This window comes from Pseudoxanthomonas sp. CF385 (genome assembly GCF_900104255.1).
Classification (GTDB): domain Bacteria; phylum Pseudomonadota; class Gammaproteobacteria; order Xanthomonadales; family Xanthomonadaceae; genus Pseudoxanthomonas_A.
Genome location: NZ_FNKZ01000001.1, coordinates 1,301,939 through 1,327,644 on the forward strand (window position 1 = coordinate 1,301,939; position 25,706 = coordinate 1,327,644).

The 25,706-nt window shown below is 65.0% G+C and carries 34 protein-coding genes; all 34 read left to right on the plus strand.

Going from position 1 to position 25,706, the window contains the following annotated elements:
- Positions 1-89: 89 nt before the first annotated feature.
- A complete protein-coding gene (gene rpoC, locus BLT45_RS05825) occupies positions 90-4,322 on the plus strand; it encodes a DNA-directed RNA polymerase subunit beta' (RefSeq protein ID WP_093296335.1) in 4,233 nt (1,410 codons plus the stop codon).
- 234 nt (positions 4,323-4,556) lie between these two features.
- A complete protein-coding gene (rpsL, locus tag BLT45_RS05830; protein ID WP_055945224.1) occupies positions 4,557-4,931 on the plus strand; it encodes a 30S ribosomal protein S12 in 375 nt (124 codons plus the stop codon).
- Positions 4,932-4,944: 13 nt separating this feature from the next.
- A complete protein-coding gene (rpsG, locus tag BLT45_RS05835; protein ID WP_056879074.1) occupies positions 4,945-5,412 on the plus strand; it encodes a 30S ribosomal protein S7 in 468 nt (155 codons plus the stop codon).
- Between the two features lie 176 nt (positions 5,413-5,588).
- Entirely contained in the window at positions 5,589-7,679 is a 2,091-nt protein-coding gene (gene fusA, locus BLT45_RS05840) for an elongation factor G (protein ID WP_093296339.1), read from the plus strand.
- Between the two features lie 65 nt (positions 7,680-7,744).
- Positions 7,745-8,935, plus strand: coding sequence for an elongation factor Tu (gene tuf / locus BLT45_RS05845; RefSeq protein WP_093296316.1), 1,191 nt, complete (start codon positions 7,745-7,747; stop codon positions 8,933-8,935).
- A 502-nt stretch (positions 8,936-9,437) separates the two neighbouring features.
- On the plus strand, positions 9,438-9,749 hold the full coding sequence (rpsJ, locus tag BLT45_RS05850) for a 30S ribosomal protein S10 (protein ID WP_027070119.1): 312 nt from the start codon (positions 9,438-9,440) through the stop codon (positions 9,747-9,749).
- An 11-nt stretch (positions 9,750-9,760) separates the two neighbouring features.
- Complete coding sequence (rplC, locus tag BLT45_RS05855; protein WP_093296342.1) at positions 9,761-10,414, plus strand: 50S ribosomal protein L3; 654 nt, start codon at positions 9,761-9,763, stop codon at positions 10,412-10,414.
- An 11-nt stretch (positions 10,415-10,425) separates the two neighbouring features.
- Positions 10,426-11,031, plus strand: a complete 606-nt coding sequence (gene rplD / locus BLT45_RS05860) for a 50S ribosomal protein L4 (RefSeq protein ID WP_093296344.1) — start codon at positions 10,426-10,428, stop codon at positions 11,029-11,031.
- Complete coding sequence (rplW, locus tag BLT45_RS05865) at positions 11,028-11,327, plus strand: 50S ribosomal protein L23 (RefSeq protein WP_055941273.1); 300 nt, start codon at positions 11,028-11,030, stop codon at positions 11,325-11,327. The genes rplD and rplW overlap by 4 nt, the downstream gene beginning before the upstream one ends.
- A gap of 11 nt (positions 11,328-11,338) precedes the next feature.
- Positions 11,339-12,166: a 50S ribosomal protein L2 gene (gene rplB / locus BLT45_RS05870; protein WP_093296347.1), complete on the plus strand. Its 828-nt coding sequence runs from the start codon at positions 11,339-11,341 to the stop codon at positions 12,164-12,166.
- 6 nt (positions 12,167-12,172) lie between these two features.
- Complete coding sequence (gene rpsS, locus BLT45_RS05875; protein ID WP_093296350.1) at positions 12,173-12,448, plus strand: 30S ribosomal protein S19; 276 nt, start codon at positions 12,173-12,175, stop codon at positions 12,446-12,448.
- 12 nt (positions 12,449-12,460) lie between these two features.
- Positions 12,461-12,796, plus strand: a complete 336-nt coding sequence (gene rplV / locus BLT45_RS05880; protein WP_056878871.1) for a 50S ribosomal protein L22 — start codon at positions 12,461-12,463, stop codon at positions 12,794-12,796.
- A 2-nt stretch (positions 12,797-12,798) separates the two neighbouring features.
- Complete coding sequence (gene rpsC, locus BLT45_RS05885) at positions 12,799-13,518, plus strand: 30S ribosomal protein S3 (RefSeq protein WP_056878821.1); 720 nt, start codon at positions 12,799-12,801, stop codon at positions 13,516-13,518.
- A gap of 6 nt (positions 13,519-13,524) precedes the next feature.
- A complete protein-coding gene (rplP, locus tag BLT45_RS05890; RefSeq protein ID WP_055941282.1) occupies positions 13,525-13,938 on the plus strand; it encodes a 50S ribosomal protein L16 in 414 nt (137 codons plus the stop codon).
- Complete coding sequence (gene rpmC, locus BLT45_RS05895) at positions 13,938-14,123, plus strand: 50S ribosomal protein L29 (protein WP_055941284.1); 186 nt, start codon at positions 13,938-13,940, stop codon at positions 14,121-14,123. Before rplP ends, rpmC begins: the two co-directional genes overlap by 1 nt.
- Positions 14,124-14,135: 12 nt before the next feature.
- Positions 14,136-14,402, plus strand: coding sequence for a 30S ribosomal protein S17 (gene rpsQ / locus BLT45_RS05900; protein ID WP_093296353.1), 267 nt, complete (start codon positions 14,136-14,138; stop codon positions 14,400-14,402).
- Positions 14,403-14,417: 15 nt separating this feature from the next.
- On the plus strand, positions 14,418-14,786 hold the full coding sequence (gene rplN / locus BLT45_RS05905) for a 50S ribosomal protein L14 (protein ID WP_013535986.1): 369 nt from the start codon (positions 14,418-14,420) through the stop codon (positions 14,784-14,786).
- Between the two features lie 15 nt (positions 14,787-14,801).
- A complete protein-coding gene (gene rplX / locus BLT45_RS05910) occupies positions 14,802-15,119 on the plus strand; it encodes a 50S ribosomal protein L24 (protein WP_056878824.1) in 318 nt (105 codons plus the stop codon).
- 11 nt (positions 15,120-15,130) lie between these two features.
- A complete protein-coding gene (rplE, locus tag BLT45_RS05915; protein ID WP_055941290.1) occupies positions 15,131-15,673 on the plus strand; it encodes a 50S ribosomal protein L5 in 543 nt (180 codons plus the stop codon).
- Positions 15,674-15,693: 20 nt separating this feature from the next.
- Positions 15,694-15,999, plus strand: a complete 306-nt coding sequence (rpsN, locus tag BLT45_RS05920; protein ID WP_056878825.1) for a 30S ribosomal protein S14 — start codon at positions 15,694-15,696, stop codon at positions 15,997-15,999.
- A gap of 203 nt (positions 16,000-16,202) precedes the next feature.
- Complete coding sequence (rpsH, locus tag BLT45_RS05925) at positions 16,203-16,601, plus strand: 30S ribosomal protein S8 (protein WP_093296356.1); 399 nt, start codon at positions 16,203-16,205, stop codon at positions 16,599-16,601.
- Positions 16,602-16,617: 16 nt separating this feature from the next.
- Complete coding sequence (gene rplF, locus BLT45_RS05930; RefSeq protein WP_093296359.1) at positions 16,618-17,145, plus strand: 50S ribosomal protein L6; 528 nt, start codon at positions 16,618-16,620, stop codon at positions 17,143-17,145.
- 29 nt (positions 17,146-17,174) lie between these two features.
- The gene (rplR, locus tag BLT45_RS05935; protein ID WP_093296362.1) at positions 17,175-17,531 is read left to right on the plus strand and encodes a 50S ribosomal protein L18; all 357 of its coding nucleotides are present in this window, start codon (positions 17,175-17,177) and stop codon (positions 17,529-17,531) included.
- Positions 17,532-17,687: 156 nt separating this feature from the next.
- Positions 17,688-18,230: a 30S ribosomal protein S5 gene (gene rpsE / locus BLT45_RS05940; RefSeq protein ID WP_055941300.1), complete on the plus strand. Its 543-nt coding sequence runs from the start codon at positions 17,688-17,690 to the stop codon at positions 18,228-18,230.
- The gene (rpmD, locus tag BLT45_RS05945; protein ID WP_055941302.1) at positions 18,223-18,414 is read left to right on the plus strand and encodes a 50S ribosomal protein L30; all 192 of its coding nucleotides are present in this window, start codon (positions 18,223-18,225) and stop codon (positions 18,412-18,414) included. Before rpsE ends, rpmD begins: the two co-directional genes overlap by 8 nt.
- Positions 18,414-18,857: a 50S ribosomal protein L15 gene (gene rplO / locus BLT45_RS05950; RefSeq protein WP_175455805.1), complete on the plus strand. Its 444-nt coding sequence runs from the start codon at positions 18,414-18,416 to the stop codon at positions 18,855-18,857. The genes rpmD and rplO overlap by 1 nt, the downstream gene beginning before the upstream one ends.
- A gap of 7 nt (positions 18,858-18,864) precedes the next feature.
- Entirely contained in the window at positions 18,865-20,226 is a 1,362-nt protein-coding gene (gene secY / locus BLT45_RS05955) for a preprotein translocase subunit SecY (protein WP_093296368.1), read from the plus strand.
- A gap of 345 nt (positions 20,227-20,571) precedes the next feature.
- Positions 20,572-20,928, plus strand: coding sequence for a 30S ribosomal protein S13 (rpsM, locus tag BLT45_RS05960; protein ID WP_062352394.1), 357 nt, complete (start codon positions 20,572-20,574; stop codon positions 20,926-20,928).
- Between the two features lie 12 nt (positions 20,929-20,940).
- The gene (gene rpsK / locus BLT45_RS05965; RefSeq protein WP_055941307.1) at positions 20,941-21,333 is read left to right on the plus strand and encodes a 30S ribosomal protein S11; all 393 of its coding nucleotides are present in this window, start codon (positions 20,941-20,943) and stop codon (positions 21,331-21,333) included.
- 14 nt (positions 21,334-21,347) lie between these two features.
- Positions 21,348-21,977, plus strand: coding sequence for a 30S ribosomal protein S4 (rpsD, locus tag BLT45_RS05970; protein ID WP_056878831.1), 630 nt, complete (start codon positions 21,348-21,350; stop codon positions 21,975-21,977).
- A gap of 50 nt (positions 21,978-22,027) precedes the next feature.
- Positions 22,028-23,026 (plus strand): DNA-directed RNA polymerase subunit alpha, encoded by a 999-nt coding sequence (gene rpoA / locus BLT45_RS05975; protein WP_093296370.1) that lies wholly within the window; start codon positions 22,028-22,030, stop codon positions 23,024-23,026.
- A gap of 185 nt (positions 23,027-23,211) precedes the next feature.
- Entirely contained in the window at positions 23,212-23,586 is a 375-nt protein-coding gene (rplQ, locus tag BLT45_RS05980) for a 50S ribosomal protein L17 (protein WP_093296373.1), read from the plus strand.
- A 155-nt stretch (positions 23,587-23,741) separates the two neighbouring features.
- On the plus strand, positions 23,742-24,257 hold the full coding sequence (locus BLT45_RS05985) for a disulfide bond formation protein B (protein WP_093298592.1): 516 nt from the start codon (positions 23,742-23,744) through the stop codon (positions 24,255-24,257).
- 51 nt (positions 24,258-24,308) lie between these two features.
- Positions 24,309-25,703, plus strand: a complete 1,395-nt coding sequence (locus BLT45_RS05990; RefSeq protein WP_093298595.1) for a class II 3-deoxy-7-phosphoheptulonate synthase — start codon at positions 24,309-24,311, stop codon at positions 25,701-25,703.
- Positions 25,704-25,706: the final 3 nt, after the last annotated feature.

Genomic DNA, 25,706 nt, shown 5'->3' on the forward strand with positions numbered 1-25,706 from the left:
CGACGGCGCGGACGCACTCCGTTGCCTCCGCGCCTTGCGAACACGGTCAACCCGCCCCCGACAAAGATTCCTCCTGACGGAGAAACAAAATGAAAGACCTGCTCAACCTCTTCAACCAGCAGCGCCAGACGCTGGACTTCGACGCGATCAAGATCGCGCTGGCCTCGCCGGACCTGATCCGCTCGTGGTCCTTCGGCGAAGTGAAGAAGCCGGAAACCATCAACTACCGCACGTTCAAGCCCGAGCGCGACGGCCTGTTCTGCTCGGCCATCTTCGGCCCGATCAAGGACTACGAGTGCCTGTGCGGCAAGTACAAGCGCATGAAGCACCGCGGCGTGGTCTGCGAAAAGTGCGGCACGGAAGTGACCCTGGCCAAGGTGCGCCGCGAGCGCATGGGCCACATCGACCTGGCCAGCCCGGTCGCGCACATCTGGTTCCTGAAGTCGCTGCCGTCGCGCATCGGCCTGATGCTGGACATGACCCTGCGCGACATCGAGCGCGTGCTGTACTTCGAAGCGTATGTCGTCACCGAGCCGGGTCTGACCTCGCTCGAGCGCCGCCAGCTGCTCACCGAAGAGCAGTTCATGCAGGCGCGCCAGGAGCATGGCGACGATTTCGACGCCGCCATGGGCGCAGAAGCGGTCTACGACCTGCTGCGCACGATCGACCTGCAGGCCGAGATGGTGAACCTGCGCGAAGAGATCGCCAGCACCAACTCCGAGACCAAGCTCAAGCGCCTCACCAAGCGCATCAAGCTGATGGAAGCCTTCCTGGAGTCGGGCAACCGTCCGGAATGGATGGTCATGACCGTGCTGCCGGTGCTGCCGCCGGACCTGCGTCCGCTGGTGCCGCTGGACGGCGGCCGCTTCGCGACCTCCGACCTGAACGACCTGTACCGCCGCGTCATCAACCGCAACAACCGCCTGCGCCGCCTGCTGGAGCTCAACGCGCCCGACATCATCGTGCGCAACGAGAAGCGCATGCTGCAGGAGTCGGTTGACGCCCTGATGGACAACGGTCGTCGCGGCCGTGCCATCACCGGCACCAACAAGCGCCCGCTCAAGTCGCTGGCCGACATGATCAAGGGCAAGCAGGGTCGCTTCCGCCAGAACCTGCTGGGCAAGCGCGTCGACTACTCGGGCCGTTCGGTCATCGTGGTCGGCCCGACCCTGCGCCTGCACGAGTGCGGCCTGCCGAAGAAGATGGCGCTCGAGCTGTTCAAGCCGTTCGTGTTCGCCAAGCTGCAGCGTCGTGGCCTGGCCACCACCATCAAGGCCGCCAAGAAGCTGGTCGAGCGCGAAGAAGCCGAAGTCTGGGACATCCTGGAAGAGGTCATCCGCGAGCATCCGGTCCTGCTGAACCGCGCGCCGACGCTGCACCGCCTGGGCATCCAGGCGTTCGAGCCGGTGCTGATCGAAGGCAAGGCCATCCAGCTGCACCCCCTGGTCTGCACCGCGTTCAACGCCGACTTCGACGGTGACCAGATGGCCGTCCACGTGCCGCTCTCGCTGGAAGCCCAGCTGGAAGCGCGCGCGCTGATGATGTCCTCCAACAACATCCTGTCGCCGGCCAACGGCGAGCCGATCATCGTGCCGTCGCAGGACGTGGTGCTGGGCCTGTACTACATGACCCGCGCCCTGGAGAACAAGAAGGGCGAGGGCATGGCGTTCGCCAACATCGCCGAGGTCAAGCGCGCCTACGACAACCGCGCCGTCGAACTGCATGCGAAGGTCAAGGTCCGCATCAGCGGCACCGTGATCGACGAGGACGGCAACCGCAGCAAGCAGACCAGCATCGTGGACACCACGATCGGTCGCGCGCTGCTGGCCGAGATCCTGCCGGAAGGCCTGCCGTTCGCGCTGGCCAACACCGAGTTGAACAAGAAGGCCATCAGCCGCCTGATCAACTCCAGCTACCGCATGCTGGGCCTGAAGGACACGGTCGTGTTCGCCGACAAGCTGATGTACACCGGCTTCGCGTACGCCACGCGCGCCGGCGTCTCGATCGGCATCGACGACATGCTGATCCCGGCCGAGAAAAAGGGCATCCTGGGCGAAGCCGAGCAGGAAGTGCTGGAGATCCAGGAGCAGTACCAGAGCGGTCTGGTCACCGCCGGCGAGCGCTACAACAAGGTGGTCGACATCTGGTCGCGCACCAACGAGCGCATCGCCAAGGCGATGATGGACACCATCGGTACCGACAAGGTGAAGAACGCCAAGGGCGAGACCATCAACGAGAAGTCGATGAACTCGCTGTACATCATGGCCGACTCCGGCGCCCGTGGTAGCCAGGCGCAGATCCGTCAGCTGGCCGGCATGCGCGGCCTGATGGCCCGTCCCGACGGTTCGATCATCGAGACGCCCATCAAGGCGAACTTCCGCGAAGGCCTGAACGTGCAGGAGTACTTCAACTCCACCCACGGTGCCCGTAAGGGTCTGGCCGATACCGCGCTGAAGACGGCGAACTCGGGTTACCTGACCCGTCGCCTGGTCGACGTGGCGCAGGACGTGGTGATCACCGAAGTCGATTGCGGTGGCGCCGAAGGCCTCACCATGACCCCGATCGTGGAAGGCGGCGACGTGGTCGAGCCGCTGCGCGACCGCGTGCTGGGCCGCATCGTGGCCGAGGACGTGTTCCTGCCGGGCAACGACGAGGATCCGATCGTCACCCGCAACACGCTGCTGGACGAAGCCTGGGTGCAGAAGCTGGAAGATGCCGGCGTGCAGTCCCTGAAGGTGCGTTCCACCATCACCTGCGAATCCGAGTTCGGCGTCTGCGCGCACTGCTACGGTCGCGACCTGGCCCGTGGCCACATCGTCAACATCGGCGAAGCGGTCGGCGTCATCGCCGCGCAGTCGATCGGCGAGCCCGGCACCCAGCTGACCATGCGTACGTTCCACATCGGTGGCGCGGCCTCGCGTGCGGCGGCGGTGGACAACATCACCGTCAAGACGACCGGCTCGATCAAGTTCAACAACCTGAAGTTCGTCGAGCATGCCAATGGCAGCCTGGTCGCGGTCTCGCGTTCGGGCGAACTGTCGGTGCTCGATGGCCACGGCCGCGAGCGCGAGCGCTACAAGCTGCCGTACGGCGCCACCATCACCGTCAAGGACGGCGACCAGATCACCGCCGGCCAGGCCGTGGCGAACTGGGATCCGCATAACCACCCGATCGTGTCGGAAGTGGCCGGTTTCGTGCGCTTCGTGGACTTCGTCGACGGCGTCACCGTCATCGAGAAGACCGACGAACTGACCGGCCTGGCCTCGCGCGAGATCACCGATCCGAAGCGTCGTGGCTCGCAGGGCAAGGACCTGCGTCCGATCGTCCGCATCGTGGACAAGGACGGCAAGGACCTGAGCATCCCGGGTACCGACCTGCCGGCGCAGTACCTGCTGCCGCCGCGCTCCGTCGTCAACCTGCAGGACGGCGCGCCCGTCGGCGTGGGCGACGTGGTCACCAAGGTGCCGCAGGAAGCCTCCAAGACCCGCGACATCACCGGCGGTCTGCCGCGCGTCGCCGACCTGTTCGAAGCACGCAAGCCGAAGGATCCGGCGATCCTGGCCGAGCGTTCCGGCATCATCAGCTTCGGCAAGGACACCAAGGGCAAGCAGCGCCTGATCATCAAGGACACCGATGGTTCGGAGCACGAGGAGCTGATTCCGAAGTTCCGCCAGATCATCGTGTTCGAAGGCGAGCATGTGGCCAAGGGCGAAACCATCGTGGACGGCGAGCCGAGCCCGCAGGACATCCTGCGCCTGCTGGGCGTCGAGCCGCTGGCGGCCTACCTGGTGAAGGAAATCCAGGACGTCTACCGCCTGCAGGGCGTGAAGATCAACGACAAGCACATCGAGGTCATTACCCGTCAGATGCTGCGCAAGGTGGAAATCACCGACGCCGGCAACAGCAAGTACTTGTCGGGTGAGCAGGTCGAGAAGCAGCGTTTCATCGAAGAGAACGCCAAGCTGCTGGCCCGCAACGAGATCCCGGCGAAGTACGACCCGGTGCTGCTGGGCATCACCAAGGCATCGCTGGCGACCGAGTCGTTCATCTCCGCGGCCTCCTTCCAGGAGACCACCCGCGTCCTGACCGAGGCGGCCGTTCGCGGCACCCGTGACAGCCTGCGCGGCCTGAAGGAGAACGTCATCGTCGGCCGTCTGATCCCGGCCGGTACCGGCCTGGCGTACCACAACCAGCGCCGCCGCAACGCCTCCGGTCTGACCGAGGCCGAGGTGGACGCTCTGTCGGGCGGAAGCAGCGAGTCGACGGCCCCGGCCGCGGCAGTGGCCGCCGACGAAGCGGGCGAGGAGTCCAGCGCCAGCTAAAACGCACCATCCGGCGGCCTTCGGGCCGCCCCAGACCACGAAAAGAGGCGCAGGATGCGCCTCGTTTTCGGCCCAGGAAGGGCGGGATCGCAGTCAGTTGGCAGGCACCCACCTCCGTCGCGTTGACGGTCGGGCGGGTTGCCGGCTATACTTTTCCGTCTAGGTGGGCCGTATTGCGGCCTGCCTTCGTTTTCATGTCAAACAAGGCTTCGGCCTTCACACGAAGAATCCACTATGGCAACCGTCAATCAGCTGGTCCGCAAGCCGCGGCAGGCCCCCACGTACAAGAGCCAGTCGCCCGCGCTGGACAACTGCCCGCAGCGTCGCGGCGTGTGCACCCGCGTCTACACGACGACCCCGAAGAAGCCGAACTCGGCTCTGCGCAAGGTCGCCAAGGTGCGCCTGACCAATCAGGAAGAAATCATCAGCTACATCGGCGGTGAAGGCCACAACCTGCAGGAGCACTCCGTCGTGCTCGTGCGCGGCGGCCGCGTGAAGGACCTGCCGGGCGTGCGTTACCACACCGTGCGTGGCTCGCTGGACGCCTCGGGCGTCGCCAAGCGTCGCCAGGGCCGTTCCAAGTACGGCGCCAAGCGTCCCAAGGCTTAAGGAATAAACGAACATGTCGCGCAAAGGCTCTGCCCCCCAACGTGAAATCCTGCCGGACCCCAAGCACGGCAGCCAGACGATTGCCCGCTTCATCAACATGGTGATGCTGAGCGGCAAGAAGTCCGTCGCCGAGAAGATCGTCTACGGTGCCATGGACGTCATCGGCGAGAAGAACCCCAACGCTCTCGAGCTGGTCGAGAAGGCGCTGGACAACGTCTCCCCTGCCGTCGAGGTGAAGTCTCGCCGTGTCGGCGGCGCCACCTACCAGGTGCCGGTCGAAGTGCGTTCCTCTCGCCGCATGGCGCTGGCGATGCGCTGGCTGATCGAGTCCGCCCGCAAGCGCGGCGAGAACTCCATGCCGCGCAAGCTGGCCGCCGAACTGCTGGACGCCTCCGAGAACCGTGGCGGCGCCATCAAGAAGCGTGAAGAGACCCACCGCATGGCGGAAGCGAACAAGGCGTTCGCGCACTACCGCTGGTAACGGCCTGCGGGCCCTTGCGAGCAAGGGCCTTCGGCACCATCTAGGTGCCCCTGGGACGCACGTCCGCGTCCCGACCCCGAAGGCCGCCGAAAGGCGGCATTCGGCCATCTGAAGATCCGCCCTCCACGGAAGGCCCTGGCATCCCGCCGGCCCTCCATCAGAAAAGAGAGACTGTCGTGGCTCGCACCACTCCCATCGAGCGTTACCGCAACTTCGGCATCATGGCGCACATCGACGCCGGCAAGACCACCACGTCCGAGCGCATCCTGTTCTACACCGGCGTCAGCCACAAGATCGGTGAAGTGCACGACGGCGCCGCGACCATGGACTGGATGGAGCAGGAGCAGGAGCGCGGCATCACCATCACGTCCGCCGCCACCACGGCGTTCTGGACGGGCATGGACAAGTCCCTGCCGCAGCACCGCTTCAACATCATCGATACCCCCGGCCACGTCGACTTCACCATCGAAGTCGAGCGTTCGCTGCGCGTGCTCGATGGCGCGGTGTTCGTGCTGTGCGCCGTCGGTGGCGTGCAGCCGCAGTCCGAGACCGTGTGGCGCCAGGCCAACAAGTACGCCGTGCCCCGTCTTGCGTTCGTCAACAAGATGGACCGCACCGGCGCCAACTTCGACAAGGTCGTCGAGCAGCTGAAGTCGCGCCTGGGTGCCTACCCGGTGCCGATGCAGGTGCCGGTCGGCGCCGAAGACGGCTTCGAGGGCGTCATCGACCTGCTGAAGATGAAGTACATCCATTGGGATGTCGCGTCGCAGGGCACCAAGTTCGAGTACCGCGATATCCCCGCCGACCTGGCCGACAAGGCCGCGACGGACCGTGCGTTCATGGTGGAAGCCGCCGCTGAAGCCAGCGAAGAGCTGATGGACAAGTACCTCAACGAGGGCGACCTGTCCGAGGCCGAGATCATCGCGGGCCTGCGCGAGCGCACCCTGAAGGTGGAAGTGATCCCGGTCTACTGCGGCTCCGCGTTCAAGAACAAGGGCGTGCAGGCCATGCTGGACGGCGTGATCCAGTTGCTGCCGTCGCCGACCGATCGTCCGCCGGTGCAGGGCATCGACGAGAACGAGAAGGAAGACAGCCGCAAGGCGGGCGACAACGAGCCGTTCTCGGCGCTGGCGTTCAAGATCATGACGGACCCGTTCGTGGGTTCGCTGACGTTCTTCCGCGTCTACTCGGGCGTGCTCAACTCCGGCGACGCGGTGTACAACCCCGTCAAGTCGAAGAAGGAGCGCGTGGGCCGCATCCTGCAGATGCACTCCAACCAGCGTGACGAGATCAAGGAAGTGCGCGCGGGCGACATCGCCGCGGCCGTCGGCCTGAAGGACGTCACCACGGGCGACACGCTGTGCTCGCTGGACCACATCATCACTCTGGAGCGCATGGTGTTCCCGGAGCCCGTCATCTCGATGGCGGTGGAGCCGAAGACCAAGTCCGACCAGGAGAAGATGGGCCTGGCCCTCGGCCGCCTGGCGCAGGAAGATCCTTCGTTCCGCGTCAAGACGGACGAAGAGTCTGGCCAGACGATCATCTCCGGCATGGGCGAACTGCACCTGGAAATCCTGGTTGACCGCATGAAGCGCGAGTTCAACGTGGAAGCCAACGTCGGCAAGCCGCAGGTGGCCTATCGCGAGACCATCCGCAAGGCCGTCAAGCAGGAAGGCAAGTTCGTGCGCCAGTCGGGCGGTCGCGGCCAGTACGGCCACATCGTCATCGAGATGTCGCCGGTCGAACGCGGTGTGGGCTTCTCGTACGAGAGCGCCATCGTCGGCGGCGTCGTGCCGAAGGAATACGTTGCTGCCGCAGGCAAGGGCATCGAGGACGCGCTGAAGAGCGGCCCGCTGGCCGGCTTCCCGGTGGTCGACATCGCGATCAAGGCCGTGGACGGTTCGTTCCACGACGTCGACTCCAACGAAATGGCGTTCAAGGTCGCCGGCTCGATGGCGTTCAAGGAAGCCTTCAGCAAGGCCCAGCCGGTCCTGCTGGAGCCGATGATGAAGGTCGAGATCGTGACGCCGGAAGACTATCTGGGCGACGTGATGGGCGACGTGAGCCGTCGTCGCGGCATCCTGCAGGGTCAGGACGACAGCCCGTCGGGCAAGGTCATCGCCGCGATGGTGCCGCTGGGCGAAATGTTCGGCTACGCCACCACGCTGCGCTCGATGTCGCAGGGTCGCGCGACGTTCTCGATGGAGTTCGACCACTACGCGGAAGCGCCGGCCAACATCGCCGACGCGGTCGTCAAGAAGAACTGAGTGGGACCGGGAGGCGAGGCCTCCCGGCATCCCGTCACGAATCACGGATAAAAAGGTAGAAGACAATGGCAAAGGGTAAATTCGAACGCACCAAGCCGCACGTGAACGTGGGCACGATTGGCCACGTTGACCACGGCAAGACGACGCTGACGGCGGCGCTGACGAAGATTGGCGCGGAGCGTTTCGGTGGCGAGTTCAAGGCGTACGACGCGATCGACGCGGCGCCGGAAGAGAAGGCGCGCGGCATCACGATTTCGACGGCGCACGTGGAATATGAATCTGCTGCGCGCCACTACGCGCACGTGGATTGCCCGGGCCACGCCGACTACGTGAAGAACATGATCACCGGTGCTGCCCAGATGGACGGCGCGATTCTGGTGTGCTCGGCCGCTGACGGCCCGATGCCGCAGACGCGCGAGCACATCCTGCTGTCGCGCCAGGTGGGCGTGCCGTACATCGTCGTGTTCCTGAACAAGGCCGACATGGTGGACGACGCCGAGCTGCTGGAGCTGGTGGAGATGGAAGTCCGTGAACTGCTGAGCAAGTACGAGTTCCCGGGCGACGACACCCCGATCATCTCGGGCTCGGCCCGTCTGGCGCTGGAAGGCGACCAGAGCGAGATCGGCGTGCCGGCGATCCTGAAGCTGGTGGACGCGCTGGACACCTGGATCCCGACCCCGGAACGCGACATCGACAAGCCGTTCCTGATGCCGGTGGAAGACGTGTTCTCGATCTCGGGCCGCGGCACCGTGGTGACCGGCCGTATCGAGCGCGGCATCATCAAGGTGGGCGACGAAATCGAAATCGTCGGTATCCGTCCGACCCAGAAGACCACGGTCACGGGCGTGGAAATGTTCCGCAAGCTGCTGGACCAGGGCCAGGCGGGCGACAACGCCGGTCTGCTGCTGCGCGGCACCAAGCGTGACGACGTGGAGCGTGGCCAGGTGCTGGCCAAGCCCGGTTCGATCACCCCGCACACCGAGTTCGAGTCCGAAGTCTACGTGCTGAGCAAGGACGAGGGCGGCCGCCACACGCCGTTCTTCAAGGGCTACCGTCCGCAGTTCTACTTCCGCACGACCGACATCACCGGTGCGGTGCAGCTGCCGGAAGGCGTCGAGATGGTGATGCCGGGCGACAACGTGAAGATGGTGGTCACCCTGATCAACCCGGTGGCGATGGACGAAGGCCTGCGTTTCGCGATCCGCGAAGGCGGCCGTACCGTCGGCGCCGGCGTCGTGGCCAAGATCATCAAGTAAGTAGGTCGGCGCGTCTCGTCTCCGGGCGAGACGCGCAACCGGTCAGGCCGGTACGTCCGGCCTTGTCGCGGCAATACGGGGCCCAGAACGCTTGCGGCCTTGGCTTGGGCCGGCTACAATGCCGGCCCCCGAATGGCGACCCGCTATTCAGGATCGCAATACCCGCCGGCGCCCCCTGGGAGGAGGCCGGCCTACCGCGAAAAGAGGTGCAGGAAGCGCCTCGTGTTCGCCAGACACGGAGTGTCGCGTGCCATCCTGCAGGCCTCGGGCCGGGCAGGGCGTCCCGGTGGTTGACGGGATATGTCACGCGTCCTATACTTTCATGTCTGGGCGGGCCGGTTTACCGGCCTGCCTTGTTTTTCAGGAAGAATCCCCAGCCGATTCAGGCGCTGCCCACCCGTGGAATCCTCGCGGGCGGTGGGGAATGGATCAGCTTGGACTAACCGGGGCAAGGCATCCCAGAGGCCGCGCCCGTCGCTCTTTAACGAAGGAAATTTCCGTCATGGCGGACCAAAAGATCCGAATCCGGCTCAAGGCGTACGATCATCGTCTGATCGACCGCTCGGCCAGCGAGATCGTCGAGACGGCCAAGCGGACCGGCGCGCAAGTGCGCGGCCCGATCCCGCTGCCGACCAAGATCGAGCGCTACACCATCCTGGTTTCCCCGCACGTCGACAAGGACGCGCGTGACCAGTACGAGACCCGCACGCACAAGCGCGTGCTCGACATCGTCGACCCCAACGACAAGACCGTGGACGCGCTGATGAAGCTCGAGCTCGCGGCTGGCGTCGACGTGCAGATCAAGCTGACCTGAGGCCCACGACCATGACCGCGAAGAAATATTCGTTGGGTCTCGTCGGCCGCAAGGCTGGCATGACCCGCGTGTTCACCGAAGATGGCAAGTCCATTCCGGTGACGCTGATCGAAGCAACCCCTAACCGCATCACCCAGATCAAGACCCCGGAAGCCGACGGCTACAGCGCCGTGCAGGTTGCCGTGGGTACCCGTCGCGCCTCGCTCGTCACCAAGCCGGTCGCCGGCCACCTGGCCAAGGCCAAGGTCGAAGCTGGTCGTGGCCTGTGGGAGCTGCGCGTCGAAGCCGACAAGCTGGGCGACTTCACCGTCGGCGGCGAGATCAAGGCTGACATCTTCGAAGTCGGCCAGATCGTCGACGTCCAGGGCGTCACCAAGGGCAAGGGATTCCAGGGCACCATCAAGCGCTGGAACTTCCGCATGGGCGATGCCACCCACGGTAACTCGCTGTCGCATCGCGCGCCGGGTTCGCTGGGCCAGCGTCAGACGCCGGGGCGCGTGTTCCCGGGCAAGAAGATGTCGGGCCACATGGGTGCCGTGCAGCAGAGCACGCAGAACCTGGAAGTCGTCCGCGTGGACGCCGAGCGCGGCCTGATCGCCGTTCGCGGCGCCGTGCCGGGTGCGCCGGGTGGCGACGTGATCGTGCGTCCGGCGAGCAAGGGTTGAGGAGAACGACCATGGAACTAGCCATTACAGGTAGCGCCAACAAGCTGTCGGTCTCCGACGACGTGTTCGGCCGCGAATTCAGCGAAGATCTGGTCCACCAGGTCGTCGTTGCCTACCGCAACGCCGGTCGTGCTGGCACCAAGGCGCAGAAGACGCGCGCCGAAGTCAACGGCACCACCAAGAAGTCCAAGAAGCAGAAGGGTGGCGGTGCTCGTCACGGTGCCCTGACCGCGCCGATCTTCGTCGGCGGTGGCGTGACCTTCGCGGCCAAGCCGCGCAGCTTCGCGCAGAAGGTCAACCGCAAGATGTACCGTGCGGCCATCAGCTCGATCCTGTCGGAGCTGAACCGCCAGAACCGCCTGAAGGTCGTGGAAGCGTTCGACGTGGACGCCACCAAGACCAGCGCCCTGATCGAGAAGCTGAAGGGCCTGGACCTGGGGCAGCGTCCGCTGATCGTCACCGAGGATGCCTCCGAGCACCTGTACCTGTCCGCCCGCAACCTCCCCTATGTGGAAGTGCGCGACGTGCAGGGCCTGGATCCGGCGGCGCTGGTCGGTGCCGACTCCGTGCTGATCACGGCCGACGCCGTCAAGAAGATCGAGGAGTGGCTGGCATGATCAGCAACGAAAAGATTTTTGCCGTGCTGCGTGCTCCGCGTGTCTCCGAAAAGACCGTGCGCCTGCAGGAACTCTCCAACCAATACGTCTTCGAAGTCTCGAACGATGCCACCAAGGCCGATGTCAAGGCCGCGGTTGAGCAGCTGTTCGACGTCAAGGTCGAGACGGTCAACGTGGTGAACGTGAAGGGCAAGAACAAGTCCTTCCGCAACCGCGCCGGCCGTCGCGGCGACTGGCGCAAGGCGTACGTGCGTCTGGCCGATGGTCAGGCCATCGACGTGTCGGCCAAGGCCTGAGGTAGACCCACATGCCATTGATGAAATTCAAGCCCACCTCCCCCGGTCGCCGTTCGGCGGTCCGCGTGGTGACGCCGGACCTGCACAAGGGTGCTCCGCATGCTGCGCTGCTCGAGAAGCAGAGCAAGACCGGCGGTCGCAACCATCACGGTCGCATCACCACCCGCCATATCGGCGGTGGCCACAAGCAGCACTACCGCCTCATCGACTTCAAGCGCGACAAGGAAGGCATTCCGGCGCGCGTGGAGCGGATCGAATACGATCCCAACCGCACCGCGCACATCGCGCTGCTGTGCTATGTCGATGGTGAGCGTCGTTACATCATCGCCCCCAAGGGCCTGAAGGCCGGCGACCAGGTCATCGCGGGTAGCGATGCCCCGATCAAGGCCGGCAACACGCTGCCGCTGCGCAACATCCCGGTCGGTACGACGATCCACGGCATCGAGCTGAAGCCGGGCAAGGGCGCGCAGATCGCCCGCGCCGCAGGCGCCGCCGTGCAGCTGGTCGCCCGCGAGCAGGGTTTCGCCACGCTGCGCCTCCGCTCCGGCGAGATGCGCAAGGTGCAGGTCGAGTGCCGGGCCACCGTCGGCGAAGTCGGCAACGACGAGCACAGCCTCGAGAAGCTGGGCAAGGCCGGTGCCAAGCGCTGGCGCGGCGTCAAGCCGACCGTCCGCGGCGCGGCCATGAACCCCGTCGACCACCCGCACGGTGGTGGTGAGGCCAAGGCCGGCCAGGGCAACCCGCACCCGGTCACCCCGTGGGGTGTCCCGACCAAGGGTTACAAGACGCGCAAGAACAAGCGCACGCAGCAATTCATCGTCCGCGATCGTAGGGGCTAATCGACCATGGCACGTTCACTCAAGAAGGGCCCGTTCGTCGATCACCACCTCGTCAAGAAGGTGGAGGCCGCGGGCGGCAGCAAGAAGCCGATCAAGACCTGGTCGCGCCGCTCCATGATCCTGCCGGAAATGGTGGGTTTCACCATCGCCGTGCACAACGGCAAGAACCACGTTCCGGTGCTGGTCAACGAGAACATGGTCGGCCACAAGCTCGGCGAGTTTGCCGTCACCCGGACCTTCAAGGGTCACGGTGGCGACAAGAAAGCCGGCGGCAAGAAGTAAGGAGAGATGACCATGGAAGCGAAAGCCATCCTGCGCACCGCGCGCATCTCCCCGCAGAAGGCCCGCCTGGTCGCCGACCAGGTGCGTGGCCTGCCGGCCGAACGCGCCGTCAACCTGCTGAAGTTCTCGGACAAGAAGGCTGCCCACCTGATCAAGAAGGTCGTGGAGTCCGCCATCGCCAACGCCGAGAACAACCAGGGTGCCGACGTCGACGAGCTGAAGGTCAAGACCATCATGGTCGACGAAGGTCCGGTGCTGAAGCGTTTCATGGCCCGTGCCAAGGGCCGTGGTACCCGCATTCTTAAGCGCACCAGCCACATCACCGTGGTCGTGGGCGAGGGCAAATAAGTATGGGTCACAAAGTTCATCCGACCGGCATCCGCCTGGGCATCGCCAAGGACTGGAATTCCAAGTGGTTCGCCAACAAGCGCGACTACGCCGACTACCTGGCCGCGGACCTCAAGGTGCGCGAGATGCTTCGCAAGAAGCTGGCCCAGGCCGGTATCTCCAAGATCCTGATCGAGCGTCCGGCCAAGACGGCGCGCGTGACCATCCACACCGCCCGTCCGGGCGTGGTGATCGGCAAGCGCGGTGAGGACATCGAGAAGCTGCGCAAGGAAGTGAGCGACTTGATGGGCGTCCCGGCGCACATCAACGTCACCGAAGTGCGCAAGCCCGAGCTGGACGCCCAGCTGGTGGCCGAGTCGATCGCGCAGCAGCTGGAGCGCCGCATCATGTTCCGTCGCGCGATGAAGCGCGCCGTGGGCAATGCGATGCGCCTCGGTGCCCTGGGCATCAAGGTCAACGTGGCTGGCCGCCTCAACGGTGCGGAAATCGCCCGTTCGGAGTGGTACCGCGAAGGCCGCGTGCCGCTGCACACGCTGCGTGCCGACATCGATTACGGTTTTGCCGAGGCGAAGACCACCTACGGCATCATCGGCATCAAGGTGTGGGTCTACAAGGGCGAAATCTTCGATTTCAGCCAGGTGGGTCAGGAGAAGCAGGACGACGCGCGCCCCGAGCGCAGCGAACGTCCGTCGCGCCCGGCTCGTGACCGCGACGCGAGGTAATCAGTCATGTTGCAACCCAAGCGAACCAAATACCGCAAGATGCACAAGGGCCGGAACGAAGGCCTGAGCTGGAGCGGCAACCTCGTCAGTTTCGGCGAGTACGGCCTGAAGGCCACGGCGCACGGTCAGCTGACCGCGCGCCAGATCGAAGCGGCCCGCCGTTCGATCAGCCGCTACGTGAAGCGCGGCGGCAAGATGTGGATCCGTGTGTTCCCCGACAAGCCGATCACCAAGAAGCCCATCGAAGTCCGAATGGGTTCGGGTAAGGGCAACGTCGAATACTGGGTCGCCCAGATCCAGCCGGGCCGCATGATCTATGAAATCGAAGGCGTCAGCGAGGACATCGCGCGCGAGGCGTTCCGCCTGGCCGCGGCCAAGCTGTCGGTCACCACCACTTTCGTGACCCGGACGGTGCGCTAATGGAACTCAAGCAACTCCGCGAGAAATCGGCTGACGAGCTGAAGGCCCACCTGACCGAGCTGCGCAAGGAACAGTTTTCCCTGCGCATGCAGAAGGTGACCGGCCAGCTGCCGAAGACGCATGAAACCCGCCGGGTCCGTCGCGAGATCGCTCGCGTCAAGACCCTGCTGGGCAGCCAGAAGTAAGGAGCGACCAAGATGAGCGATAACAAAGACAAAGCGCAACGCACCATCGAAGGCCGCGTCGTCAGCAACAAGATGGACAAGACGGTCACCGTCCTGGTGGAGCGTCAGGTCAAGCACGCCCTGTACGGCAAGTACATCAAGCGTTCCACGAAGCTGCACGCGCACGACGCGGACAACAGCTGCAAGGAAGGCGACGTCGTGCGCGTGACCGAGATCGCCCCGCTGTCCAAGACCAAGAACTGGCGCGTGGTGGAAATCATCACCCGTGCGGCTGAATAAGAGGAGATCTGAATCATGATCCAGATGCAGAGCTACCTTGACGCGGCCGACAACTCCGGCGCCAAGGAACTGATGTGCATCAAGGTGCTGGGCGGCTCCAAGCGCCGTTACGCCGGCATCGGTGACATCATCAAGGTGACCGTGAAGGACGCCATTCCGCGCGGCAAGGTCAAGAAGGGCGAAGTCTACGATGCCGTGGTCGTGCGCACCCGCAAGGGCGTTCGCCGCCCCGACGGTTCGCTGATCCGCTTCGACGGCAACGCCGCCGTGCTGCTAAACAACAAGCAGGAGCCGATCGGCACCCGCATCTTCGGGCCCGTGACCCGCGAGCTGCGTTCCGAGAAGTTCATGAAGATCGTTTCGCTCGCGCCTGAAGTGCTCTGAGCGGAGGACATAGAAATGGCAAACCGTATCAAGAAGGGCGACCAGGTCGTCGTCATCACCGGCAAGGACAAGGGCAAGAAGGGCGACGTGGTTCGCGTGGACGGTGACCGTGTGGTCGTCTCCAACGTGAATGTCGTCAAGCGCCACACCAAGCCGAACCCGCAGGCCGGTGTCGCGGGTGGCGTGGTTGAGAGCGAGCGCTCGATCCACATCTCCAATGTCGCGCTGTTCAACCCGGCGACGGGCAAGGGCGAGCGTATCGGTTTCAAGGTGCTGGAGGATGGACGCAAACTGCGTGTGTTCCGCTCCAGCGGTGAGGCGCTCGACGCCTGAGGAATGAGGACATGACCACCCGTCTCGAAAAAATCTACAAGGAAGAAGTGGCGCCGGCTCTGATGAAGAAGTTCGGCTACACCAATCCGATGGAAGTACCGAAGATCACCAAGATCACCATCAACATGGGTGTGGGTGAAGCGGCGACCAACAAGAAGATCCTGGAAAACGCCGTGGCCGACCTGGCCAAGATCACCGGCCAGAAGCCGATCACGACCAAGTCCCGCGTGTCGGTGGCTTCGTTCAAGATCCGCGATGGCTGGCCGATCGGCTGCAAGGTCACCCTGCGTCGCGCCAAGATGTACGAATTCCTGGATCGCCTGATCAGCATCTCGCTGCCGCGCGTCCGCGACTTCCGTGGCGTGTCCGGCCGTTCGTTCGACGGTCGCGGCAACTACAACATGGGCGTGAAGGAACAGATCATCTTCCCGGAAATCGACTTCGACGCCGTCGACGCGATCCGCGGCATGGATATCGCCATCACGACGACCGCCAAGAACGACGCCGAAGCGAAGGCGCTGCTCGAAGCGTTCAAGTTCCCGTTCCGCAACTGATTCGCTAGGAAAAAGACATCATGGCAAAGACCTCGATGGTCAACCGCGACATCAAGCGGGAAAAGCTGGCCAAGCAGTACGCCGCCAAGCGTGACGCGCTGAAGAAGATCATCTCCAGCCAAGACGCGTCGTACGAAGACAAGATCGACGCGGTGACCAAGCTGCAGAAGCTGCCGCGCGACTCTTCGCCGAGCCGCCAGCGCAACCGCTGCGAGCTGTCTGGTCGTTCGCGTGGCGTGTACCGCAAGTTCGGCCTTGGCCGCAACATGCTGCGCAAGGCGACGATGAACGGCGACGTGCCGGGCCTGCGCAAGGCCAGCTGGTAATAGCCTCCCGCGCCGTCCGAAAGGGCGGTCGCATAGGCTGAAGAGACAAGTCCGGCACACGCCGGACTTGTTGTTGTACAATGTTCGGCTCCCGCGACCTGGGTCGGGGAGGGCGGTCCGTCCGCCACCCACCTGGGGGTGTCCAGGCACAACCTAGATTTTCGCGAAAGCGGATATCGGTGCTACTCATAAGGCAGACTCTAATGAGCATGACTGATCCCATCGCCGACATGCTGGTGCGCATTCGCAATGCCGCCGCTGTTGGCAAGCCGACGGTGAAGATGCCGTCCTCCAAGATCAAGACCTCGATCGCCAACGTCCTCAAGGCGGAAGGCTATGTCGGCGACGTCCGCGTGACGAAGACCGAGAACAACAAGGCCGAGCTCGAGATCGTCCTGAAGTATTTCGAAGGCAAGCCGGTCATCGAGAAGCTGAGCCGCGTGTCCCGTTCGGGCCTGCGCCAGTACCGTGGCAAGGCCGAACTGCCGAAGGTCCTCGGTGGCCTGGGCGTCGCCATCATCTCCACCTCGAAGGGCATCATGACCGATGCGCAGGCCCGTGCGGCCGGCGTGGGTGGTGAAGTCCTGTGCTTCGTGGCCTAAGCGAAGGAGCCCACACATGTCCCGCGTAGCCAAGAAGCCGATCAATCTCCCGAAGGGCGTCGAACTGAACGTCCAGGGCGAGACCCTCAACGTCAAGGGCCCGAAGGGCACCCTGTCCATCGCCAAGCCGGCCGGCGTCGACGTCAATGTCGACAACGGCGTTGCGAACCTGTCGCCGGCGACGCCGGCCGACGACGCCCTCACCGGCACCATCCGCGCGATCCTGGCCAACATGGTCAAGGGCGTGTCGGAAGGCTTCGAGCGCAAGCTCGAGCTGGTGGGCGTGGGTTACCGCGCCGCGATGCAGGGCAAGGACCTGAACCTGTCGCTGGGTTTCTCGCATCCGATCCTGTTCAAGACGCCGGAAGGCATCACCATCGCCACCCCGACCCAGACCGAAATCCTGGTCCAGGGTGCCGACAAGCAGCGCGTTGGCGAAGTCGCCGCCAAGATCCGCGGTTTCCGTCCGCCGGAGCCCTATAAGGGCAAGGGCGTGAAGTACTCCGACGAAACCATCATCCGCAAGGAAGCGAAGAAGGCCTAACCGGGTCTTCGGCTTCGAGGAATCAGATCATGAGCATCAAGAACACCGCCCGCCTGCGCCGCGCCAAGTCGACCCGCGCGCACATCCGAGAGCTCGGCGTGCCGCGCCTGTCGGTGCTGCGTACCGGCCAGCACATCTATGCCCAGCTGTTCACCGCGGACGGCGCCAAGGTCATCGCTTCGGCGAACACCCTGCAGGCCGACGTGAAGGATGGCCTGAAGAACGGCAAGAACAGCGACGCCGCCGCACGCGTCGGCACGCTCATCGCCGAGCGCGCCAAGGCCGCGGGCATCGAGAAGGTCGCTTTCGACCGCTCGGGCTACCGCTACCACGGCCGCATCAAGGCGCTGGCCGACGCCGCCCGCGAGGGTGGCCTGCAGTTCTAAGCTTGAAGGGCATGGGGGCGACCCCATGCCTTGTCCTGCCGGCGCGGGCTGCGCCGGGCGCGGTCGCCCTTCTGCGGCGGTCGTAGCCTCACCGTTCCACACCACAACCATAAGCGGCCAAGCCGTACATACCTCATCAACCAAGGAATTCAAGCAATGGCAGAAGAACGTCAGCCGCGGGGTCGCGATCGCGACCGCAACCGCGAAGAGAAAGTCGACGACGGCATGATCGAGAAGCTGGTCGCGGTCAACCGCGTCAGCAAGACCGTCAAGGGTGGTCGCCAGTTCACCTTCACCGCACTGACGGTGGTGGGCGACGGCAACGGCAAGATCGGTTTCGGTTACGGCAAGGCGCGCGAAGTGCCGGTCGCCATCCAGAAGTCGATGGAGTACGCCCGCAAGGGCATGCTGAACGTCGACCTGAACAACGGCACCCTGTGGCACCCGGTCAAGGCCGGCCACGGCGCGGCGCGCGTGTTCATGCAGCCCGCCTCGGAAGGTACGGGCGTCATCGCCGGCGGTGCCATGCGCGCCGTGCTGGAAGCGGTGGGCGTGAAGAACGTGCTGGCCAAGGCCGTCGGTTCGCGCAACCCGATCAACCTGGTCCGCGCCACGCTGAAGGGCCTGAGCGACATGCAGTCGCCGACCCGCATCGCAGCCAAGCGCGGCAAGAAGGTGGAGGAACTCCTCAATGGCTAACGAGTCCAACAAGACCGTCAAGGTGCGCCTGGTGCGCGGCCTGCGTGGTTCCCAGTCGCGTCACCGCCTGTCGGTGAAGGCGCTGGGCCTGAACAAGCTCAACGATGTGCGTGAACTGAAGGACAGCCCGCAGGTGCGCGGTCTGATCGCCAAGGTCCACTACCTCGTCAAGGTCGAGGAGTAATCAACATGCGTCTCAACACACTGAAGCCCGCCGAGGGCGCCCGCACCGAACGCACCCGCGTCGGCCGCGGCATCGGTTCCGGCCTGGGCAAGACCGCCGGTCGTGGCCACAAGGGTTCGTTCGCGCGCGCCGGCAAGGGCAAGATCAAGGCGAAGTTCGAAGGCGGCCAGATGCCGCTGATCAAGCGTCTGCCGAAGGTCGGCTTCCGCTCCAAGCTGAAGCTGGATTGCGCCGAAGTGCTGTCGTACCAGCTGGAGAAGCTGGAAGCCGGCGAGATCGACTTCGCCGCGCTGCGTGCCGCCAAGCTGGTGCCGAGCACCGCCAAGCGCGCCAAGATCGTCAAGAAGGGCGAACTCACCAAGAAGTTCGTGCTGAAGGGCGTGGCCGCCACGGCCGGTGCCAAGGCTGCCATCGAGGCTGCCGGCGGCAGCGTGCAGGAGTAACGGACGCATGGCGCAGGGTAATGCCGCCAGTGCGCTGGCAGGCGCAGGCAAGTTCACCGAACTCCGCCAGCGCCTGCTGTTCGTGCTGGGCGCGCTGATCGTCTACCGGATCGGCTGTTTCGTGCCGGTGCCGGGCGTCAATCCCGATGCCATGCTTGCGATGATGCAGGCGCAGGGCGGCGGCATCGTGGACATGTTCAACATGTTCTCGGGCGGCGCCCTGCACCGTTTCAGCATCTTCGCGCTCAACGTCATGCCCTACATCTCGGCTTCGATCGTGATGCAGTTGGGCGTGCACATCTTCCCCAGCCTGAAAGCGCTGCAGAAGGAAGGCGAATCCGGTCGTCGCAAGATCACCCAGTACTCGCGCATCGGCGCCGTGATGCTGGCGGTCGTGCAGGGCGGCAGCATCGCCACCGCGCTGCAGAACCAGGTCGCCCCGGGTGGCATGCCGGTGGTGTACGCGCCGGGCATGGGCTTCGTGCTGACCGCGGTCGTCGCGCTGACCGCAGGCACCATCTTCCTGATGTGGCTGGGCGAGCAGGTGACGGAGCGCGGCATCGGCAACGGCGTCTCGCTGATCATCTTCGCCGGTATCGTGGCGGGCCTGCCGGGTGCGGTCATCCAGACCGTCGGCGCATTCCGCGACGGCACGCTGAGCTTCATCTCGCTGCTGGTGATCGCGCTGGTGGTACTTGGCTTCACGTTCCTGGTCGTGTTCGTCGAACGCGGACAGCGTCGTATCACGGTGAACTACGCACGCCGCCAGGGTGGCCGCAACGCGTATATGAACCAGACGTCGTTCCTGCCGCTGAAGCTCAACATGGCCGGCGTGATCCCGCCGATCTTCGCCTCCAGCATCCTGGCCTTCCCGGCCACGCTGGCGATGTGGTCCGGCCAGGGCAGTGGCGCCAGCACGTGGCTGCAGCGCATCTCCAATGCGCTGGCTCCGGGCGAGCCGCTGCACATGATCGTGTTCGCCGCGATGATCATCGGTTTCGCGTTCTTCTACACCGCCCTGGTATTCAACTCCCAGGAAACGGCGGAGAACCTGAAGAAGTCCGGCGCGCTGATCCCTGGCATCCGTCCCGGCAAGGCCACGGCCGACTATGTGGACGGCGTGCTGACCCGCCTGACGGCGATCGGTTCGCTGTACCTGGTGGCGGTCTGCCTGTTGCCGGAAGTGATGCGCACGCAGCTGGGCACCTCGTTCTACTTCGGCGGCACGTCGCTGTTGATCGTGGTGGTGGTGGTGATGGACTTCATCGCGCAGATCCAGGCGCACCTGATGTCCCACCAGTACGAGAGCCTGCTGAAGAAGGCCAATCTGAAAGGTGGTTCGCGGGGCGGTCTTGCCCCCCGTGGCTGAGGTATAATCGCGGGCTTCCCGCACCAGTCCGGCCCCTCGTGGCCGGCTGACTTAGATGGGCGGCCTCCGCGGCGATCCGGCGCGGGGGTGAGAACCAGCCAGTCCCTGCGCCAGAGTAGCGCGGGCGGGGCAGGGCGAGGGGCAACCCCCGTCCCGCACCAGGCCGGTTCCGGCGCCGGAGCATGGGCACACTCCCCATGCCGGGTTCGCAGTCGGCTCTGTCCGGCACGGACTTCCAAGGAACCCCGGATCTTGCTACACTTTCCAGTTCACTCCGCCTGTCTGCGCGAATCCCGCCCGGGATGACCGTACACGGGCCAATACTCACAGTTGGAGAACCGCGTCATGGCGCGTATTGCAGGTGTCAACCTGCCTGCCCAGAAGCATGTCTGGGTCGGTTTGCAAAGCATTTTCGGCATTGGCCGTACCCGTTCCAAGAAGGTCTGCGAAGCCGCTGGCGTCGCCTCGACCACCAAGATCCGCGACCTGTCGGAGCCGGAAGTCGAGCGCCTGCGCGCCGAAGTCGGCAAGTACGTGGTCGAAGGCGACCTGCGTCGTGAAGTCGGCATCGCCATCAAGCGACTGATGGACCTGGGCTGCTACCGCGGCCTGCGCCACCGTCGCGGCCTGCCGCTGCGTGGCCAGCGCACCCGTACCAACGCCCGTACCCGCAAGGGTCCGCGCAAAGCCATCAAGAAGTAAGGGGCGACCATCATGGCCAAGCCAGCTGCTGCCAAAGTCAAGAAGAAGATCAAGCGCGTCATCACCGACGGCGTCGCCCACGTCCACGCTTCTTTCAACAACACCATCGTCACCATCACCGACCGCCAGGGCAATGCGCTTTCCTGGGCGACCTCGGGCGGTGCCGGTTTCCGCGGTTCCCGCAAGTCCACGCCGTTCGCGGCCCAGGTCGCCGCCGAGAAGGCCGGTCGTGCCGCTCTGGACTACGGCGTGAAGTCGCTGGAAGTCCGCATCAAGGGCCCGGGTCCGGGCCGTGAGTCGGCCGTGCGTTCGTTGAACAACGTGGGCTACAAGATCACCAACATCATCGACGTGACGCCGATCCCGCACAACGGGTGCCGTCCGCCGAAAAAGCGTCGCGTCTAAGGGGGCGATAAGAAATGGCTCGTTATATCGGTCCTACCTGTAAGCTCGCGCGCCGCGAAGGCGCCGACCTGTCGCTCAAGAGCCCGGCCCGTGCGCTGGACTCCAAGTGCAAGCTGGAGCAGAAGCCCGGCCAGCACGGCGCCACCGCCCGCAAGGGCAAGCTGTCCGACTACGCCACCCAGCTGCGCGAGAAGCAGAAGGTCAAGCGTATCTACGGCCTGCTGGAGCGCCAGTTCCGCAACTACTACAAGAAGGCCTCGACCAAGAAGGGCAACACCGGCGAGAACCTGCTGCAGCTGCTGGAAACCCGCCTGGACAATGTCATCTACCGCATGGGCTTCGCCGTGACCCGTCCGGCCGCCCGCCAGCTGGTCTCGCACCGTGGCGTGCTGGTCAACGGCAAGCCGGTCAACCTGCCTTCGTACCAGATCAAGGCCGGTGACGCGATCGCGCTGTCGGAGAAGGCCCAGAAGCAGCTCCGCGTGCAGGAGTCGCTGACGGTCGCCGAGCAGCTCGACCTGAACCCGTCGTGGGTCGAAGTCGATGCGAAGAAGTTCAGCGGCGTGTTCAAGGCGGTTCCGGCGCGTTCGGACCTGCCCGCCGACATCAACGAAGCGCTGATCGTCGAGTTGTACTCGAAGTAATTCATTCACGCACCCCCGGGCGACCGGGGGACCGCAGGAGACAAAGCAACATGACGGGTATTACTCAGCAAGTGCTGCGCCCCCGCGGCCCGCAGATCGAGCGCCTGGCCGGCAACCGTGCGAAGGTGGTCATCGAACCGCTGGAGCGTGGTTACGGTCATACGCTCGGCAATGCGCTGCGCCGCGTGCTGCTGTCGTCGATCCCCGGCTTCGCGATCACCGAAGTCGAGATCGATGGCGTGCTGCACGAATACAGCACCATCGAAGGCATGCAGGAAGACGTGCTGGAAGTGCTGTTGAACCTGAAGGATGTGGCCATCCGCATCCACTCCGGCGATTCGTCCACCCTGAGCCTGGCCAAGCAGGGTCCGGGCGTGGTGACCGCCGGCGACATCAAGACCGACCACAACGTCGAGATCCTGAATCCGGAACTGGTCATCTGCAACCTGACCAAGGACACGGCGCTGAACATGCGCCTGAAGATCGAGCGTGGTTTCGGCTACCAGCCGGCCGCCGCCCGTCGTCGTCCGGATGAAGAGACCCGTGCGATCGGCCGCCTGGTGCTGGACGCCTCGTTCTCGCCGGTCCGTCGCGTCGCGTACGCGGTGGAGGCCGCGCGCGTAGAGCAGCGCACCGACCTGGACAAGCTGGTCCTGGACATCGAGACTAACGGCACGATCGACGCCGAGGAAGCCGTGCGCACCGCCGCCGACATCCTCAGCGACCAGCTGTCGGTGTTCGGTGACTTCACGCACCGCGACCGCGGCGCGCCGAAGCAGGCTGCCAGCGGCGTGGATCCGGTGCTGCTGCGCCCGATCGACGACCTGGAGCTGACGGTGCGTTCGGCCAACTGCCTGAAGGCCGAGAGCATCTACTACATCGGCGACCTGATCCAGAAGACGGAAGTCGAACTGCTCAAGACCCCGAACCTCGGCAAGAAGTCGCTGACCGAGATCAAGGAAGTCCTGGCGCAGCGCGGCCTGTCCCTGGGCATGAAGCTGGAGAACTGGCCGCCGGCCGGTGTCGCCCAGCACGGCATGCTCGGCTGATGATGTAACCCGAAGCTCCCGCGCCCGCGCGGGAGCTTCGTTGCAACACTTTCGTCGACGGACCTGAAGGCCCGCGACGCTCCGGTCAAGGATGGCCGGTCCGGACCACCCGCAGTCCACTGTTCCAACGCCTGGATGGCGACAGCGAAGTCCAACGTCCCACTCTTCTTTTAGGAATCCGACCCATGCGCCACCAGAAAGCCGGCCGCAAGTTCAGCCGCACCAGCGCCCATCGCGAAGCGATGTTCCGCAACATGGCCGCCTCGCTCATCAAGCACGGCCTGATCAAGACCACCCTGCCGAAGGCCAAGGAACTGCGCCGCGTCGCGGAACCGCTGATCACCCTCGGCAAGATCGATGGCGTCGCCAATCGTCGTCTCGCCTTCTCGCGCCTGCGCGACAAGGAAGCCGTCGGCACCCTGTTCACCACGCTCGGCCCGCGCTACCAGTCGCGCCCGGGTGGCTACCTGCGCATCCTGAAGTGCGGCTTCCGCGCCGGCGACAACGCGCCGATGGCGTACGTCGAGCTGGTCGATCGTCCGGAAGCGGCGACCGAGTAAGGTCCGCGCGAAGGCGTCAAGCGAGAACCCCGGCCAATGCCGGGGTTTTTGCGTTTCTGGGGTGGCTCGCGCCCGCCGGGTGCGGCAGCCGGCCGCAGGTGACGTGGATGCGCCCGCTTGTGGATAATGCGGCAACCCCCATGCGACCGGTGACGATGAATCCTCTCCGCTGGAGTTTCCGCGCACAGTGCTTCCTGGGCTTCGCGATCTGCGCGGGCCTGCTCGGTTATGCCCTGTACGTGCAGTTCGTGCAGCACCTGGAACCGTGTCCTTTCTGCATCTTCCAGCGGCTGGCCTTCGCCGCGACCGGCGTGCTGTTCCTGCTCGGTGCGCTGCATGGGCCGCGCCGCGCGGGTGGCCGCCGCGTCTACGGCGTGCTGACCTTCATCGCCGCCGCCACGGGCATCGGCATCGCCGGGCGGCACGTCTGGGTGCAGGTGTTCCCGCCGCTGATGCCGAGCTGCGGCCCGGGTTGGGACTACATGATCGAGACGAACACCTGGCTCGGTGTCGTGCAGAAGGTGCTGTCCGCCAAGGGCGACTGCAGCACCGTCGACTGGAGTTTCCTCGGCCTGACCATGCCGATGTGGAGCCTGGTGTGGTTCGTGCTGCTCGCCATCTGGGCCTTGTGGATCGGCTTCCGGGCCCGCAAGACCTCGACCTTCCGCTGATTTGACGCGGCGCACCAGTCTGTCACGATGGTGGGCCGCAAGGAGCCCGCCATGAACCCCACCGACCGACCGCTGCGCGCCGTCAACCTGCCGCCGAACTGGGCGCCGGACAGCTGGCGCGCGCGTCCGGCGATGCAGATGCCCACTTACCCGGATGCGGGGGCGCTCGAGGCCGCGTCGGTAGAGCTGCGCCAGTTGCCGCCGCTGGTGACGTCGTGGGAGATCTTCTCGCTGAAGAAGCAGCTGGCCGAAGCGCAGGAAGGCAAACGCTTCCTGCTGCAGGGCGGCGACTGCGCGGAGAACTTCTCCGACTGCGAATCCGGCCTCATCTCCAACCGGCTCAAGGTACTGCTGCAGATGAGCCTGGTGCTGGTGCACGGCCTGCGCCTGCCGGTGGTGCGGGTGGGCCGGTTCGCCGGCCAGTACGCCAAGCCGCGCTCGGCCGACATGGAGACGCGCGACGGCGTCACCCTGCCGAGCTATCGCGGCGACGTGGTCAATGGGCCCGAGTTCACCGCCGAGGCGCGCCTTCCCGATCCGCGGCGCATGATCAAGGCGCATGCGCGCTCGGCGATGACGATGAATTTCGTGCGCGCGTTGATCGACGGCGGCTTCGCCGATCTTCATCACCCGGAATACTGGAATCTCAACTGGGTGGGCTATTCGCCGCTGGCGAACGAGTACCAGCAGATGGTGACCTCGATCGGCGATGCGGTGAAGTTCATGGAGACCCTGTCGGGCTCCGAGGTGCACAACCTCAACCGGATCGACTTCTACACGTCGCACGAAGCCTTGCTGCTGCCGTACGAAGAAGCGCTGACGCGCGAGGTGCCGCGTCAGTGGGGCTGGTTCAACCTCAGCACGCACTATCCGTGGATCGGCATGCGTACGGCGGCGGTGGATGGCGCGCACGTGGAGTACCTGCGCGGCGTGCGCAATCCCATCGCGATCAAGGTGGGTCCGTCGGTCACGCCGGACCAGCTGCTGCGCCTGATCGACGTGTTGAATCCGGAAGACGAGGCCGGCCGGCTGACCTTCATCCACCGGATGGGCGCCGCGCAGATCGCCGAGAAGCTGCCGCCGCTGCTGGACGCGGTCCGCCGCGATGGCCGTCGCGTGTTGTGGGTCTGCGATCCGATGCACGGCAACACCGAAAGCACGAGCAACGGTTTCAAGACGCGGCGTTTCGACAACGTGCGCAGCGAGGTCGAGCAGTCGTTCGACCTGCATGCCGCGGCGGGCACCCGCCTGGGTGGCGTGCATCTGGAGCTGACCGGTGAAGACGTCACCGAGTGCACGGGCGGCGCCCGCGAGCTCACCGATGCGGACCTGGAGCGCGCCTACCGCTCGACGGTCGATCCGCGCCTCAACTATGAGCAGTCGCTGGAGATCGCGATGTGCATCGTGCGCAAGCAGAACCAGGCGGCCGCGCCCGCGACCCGCTGAGCC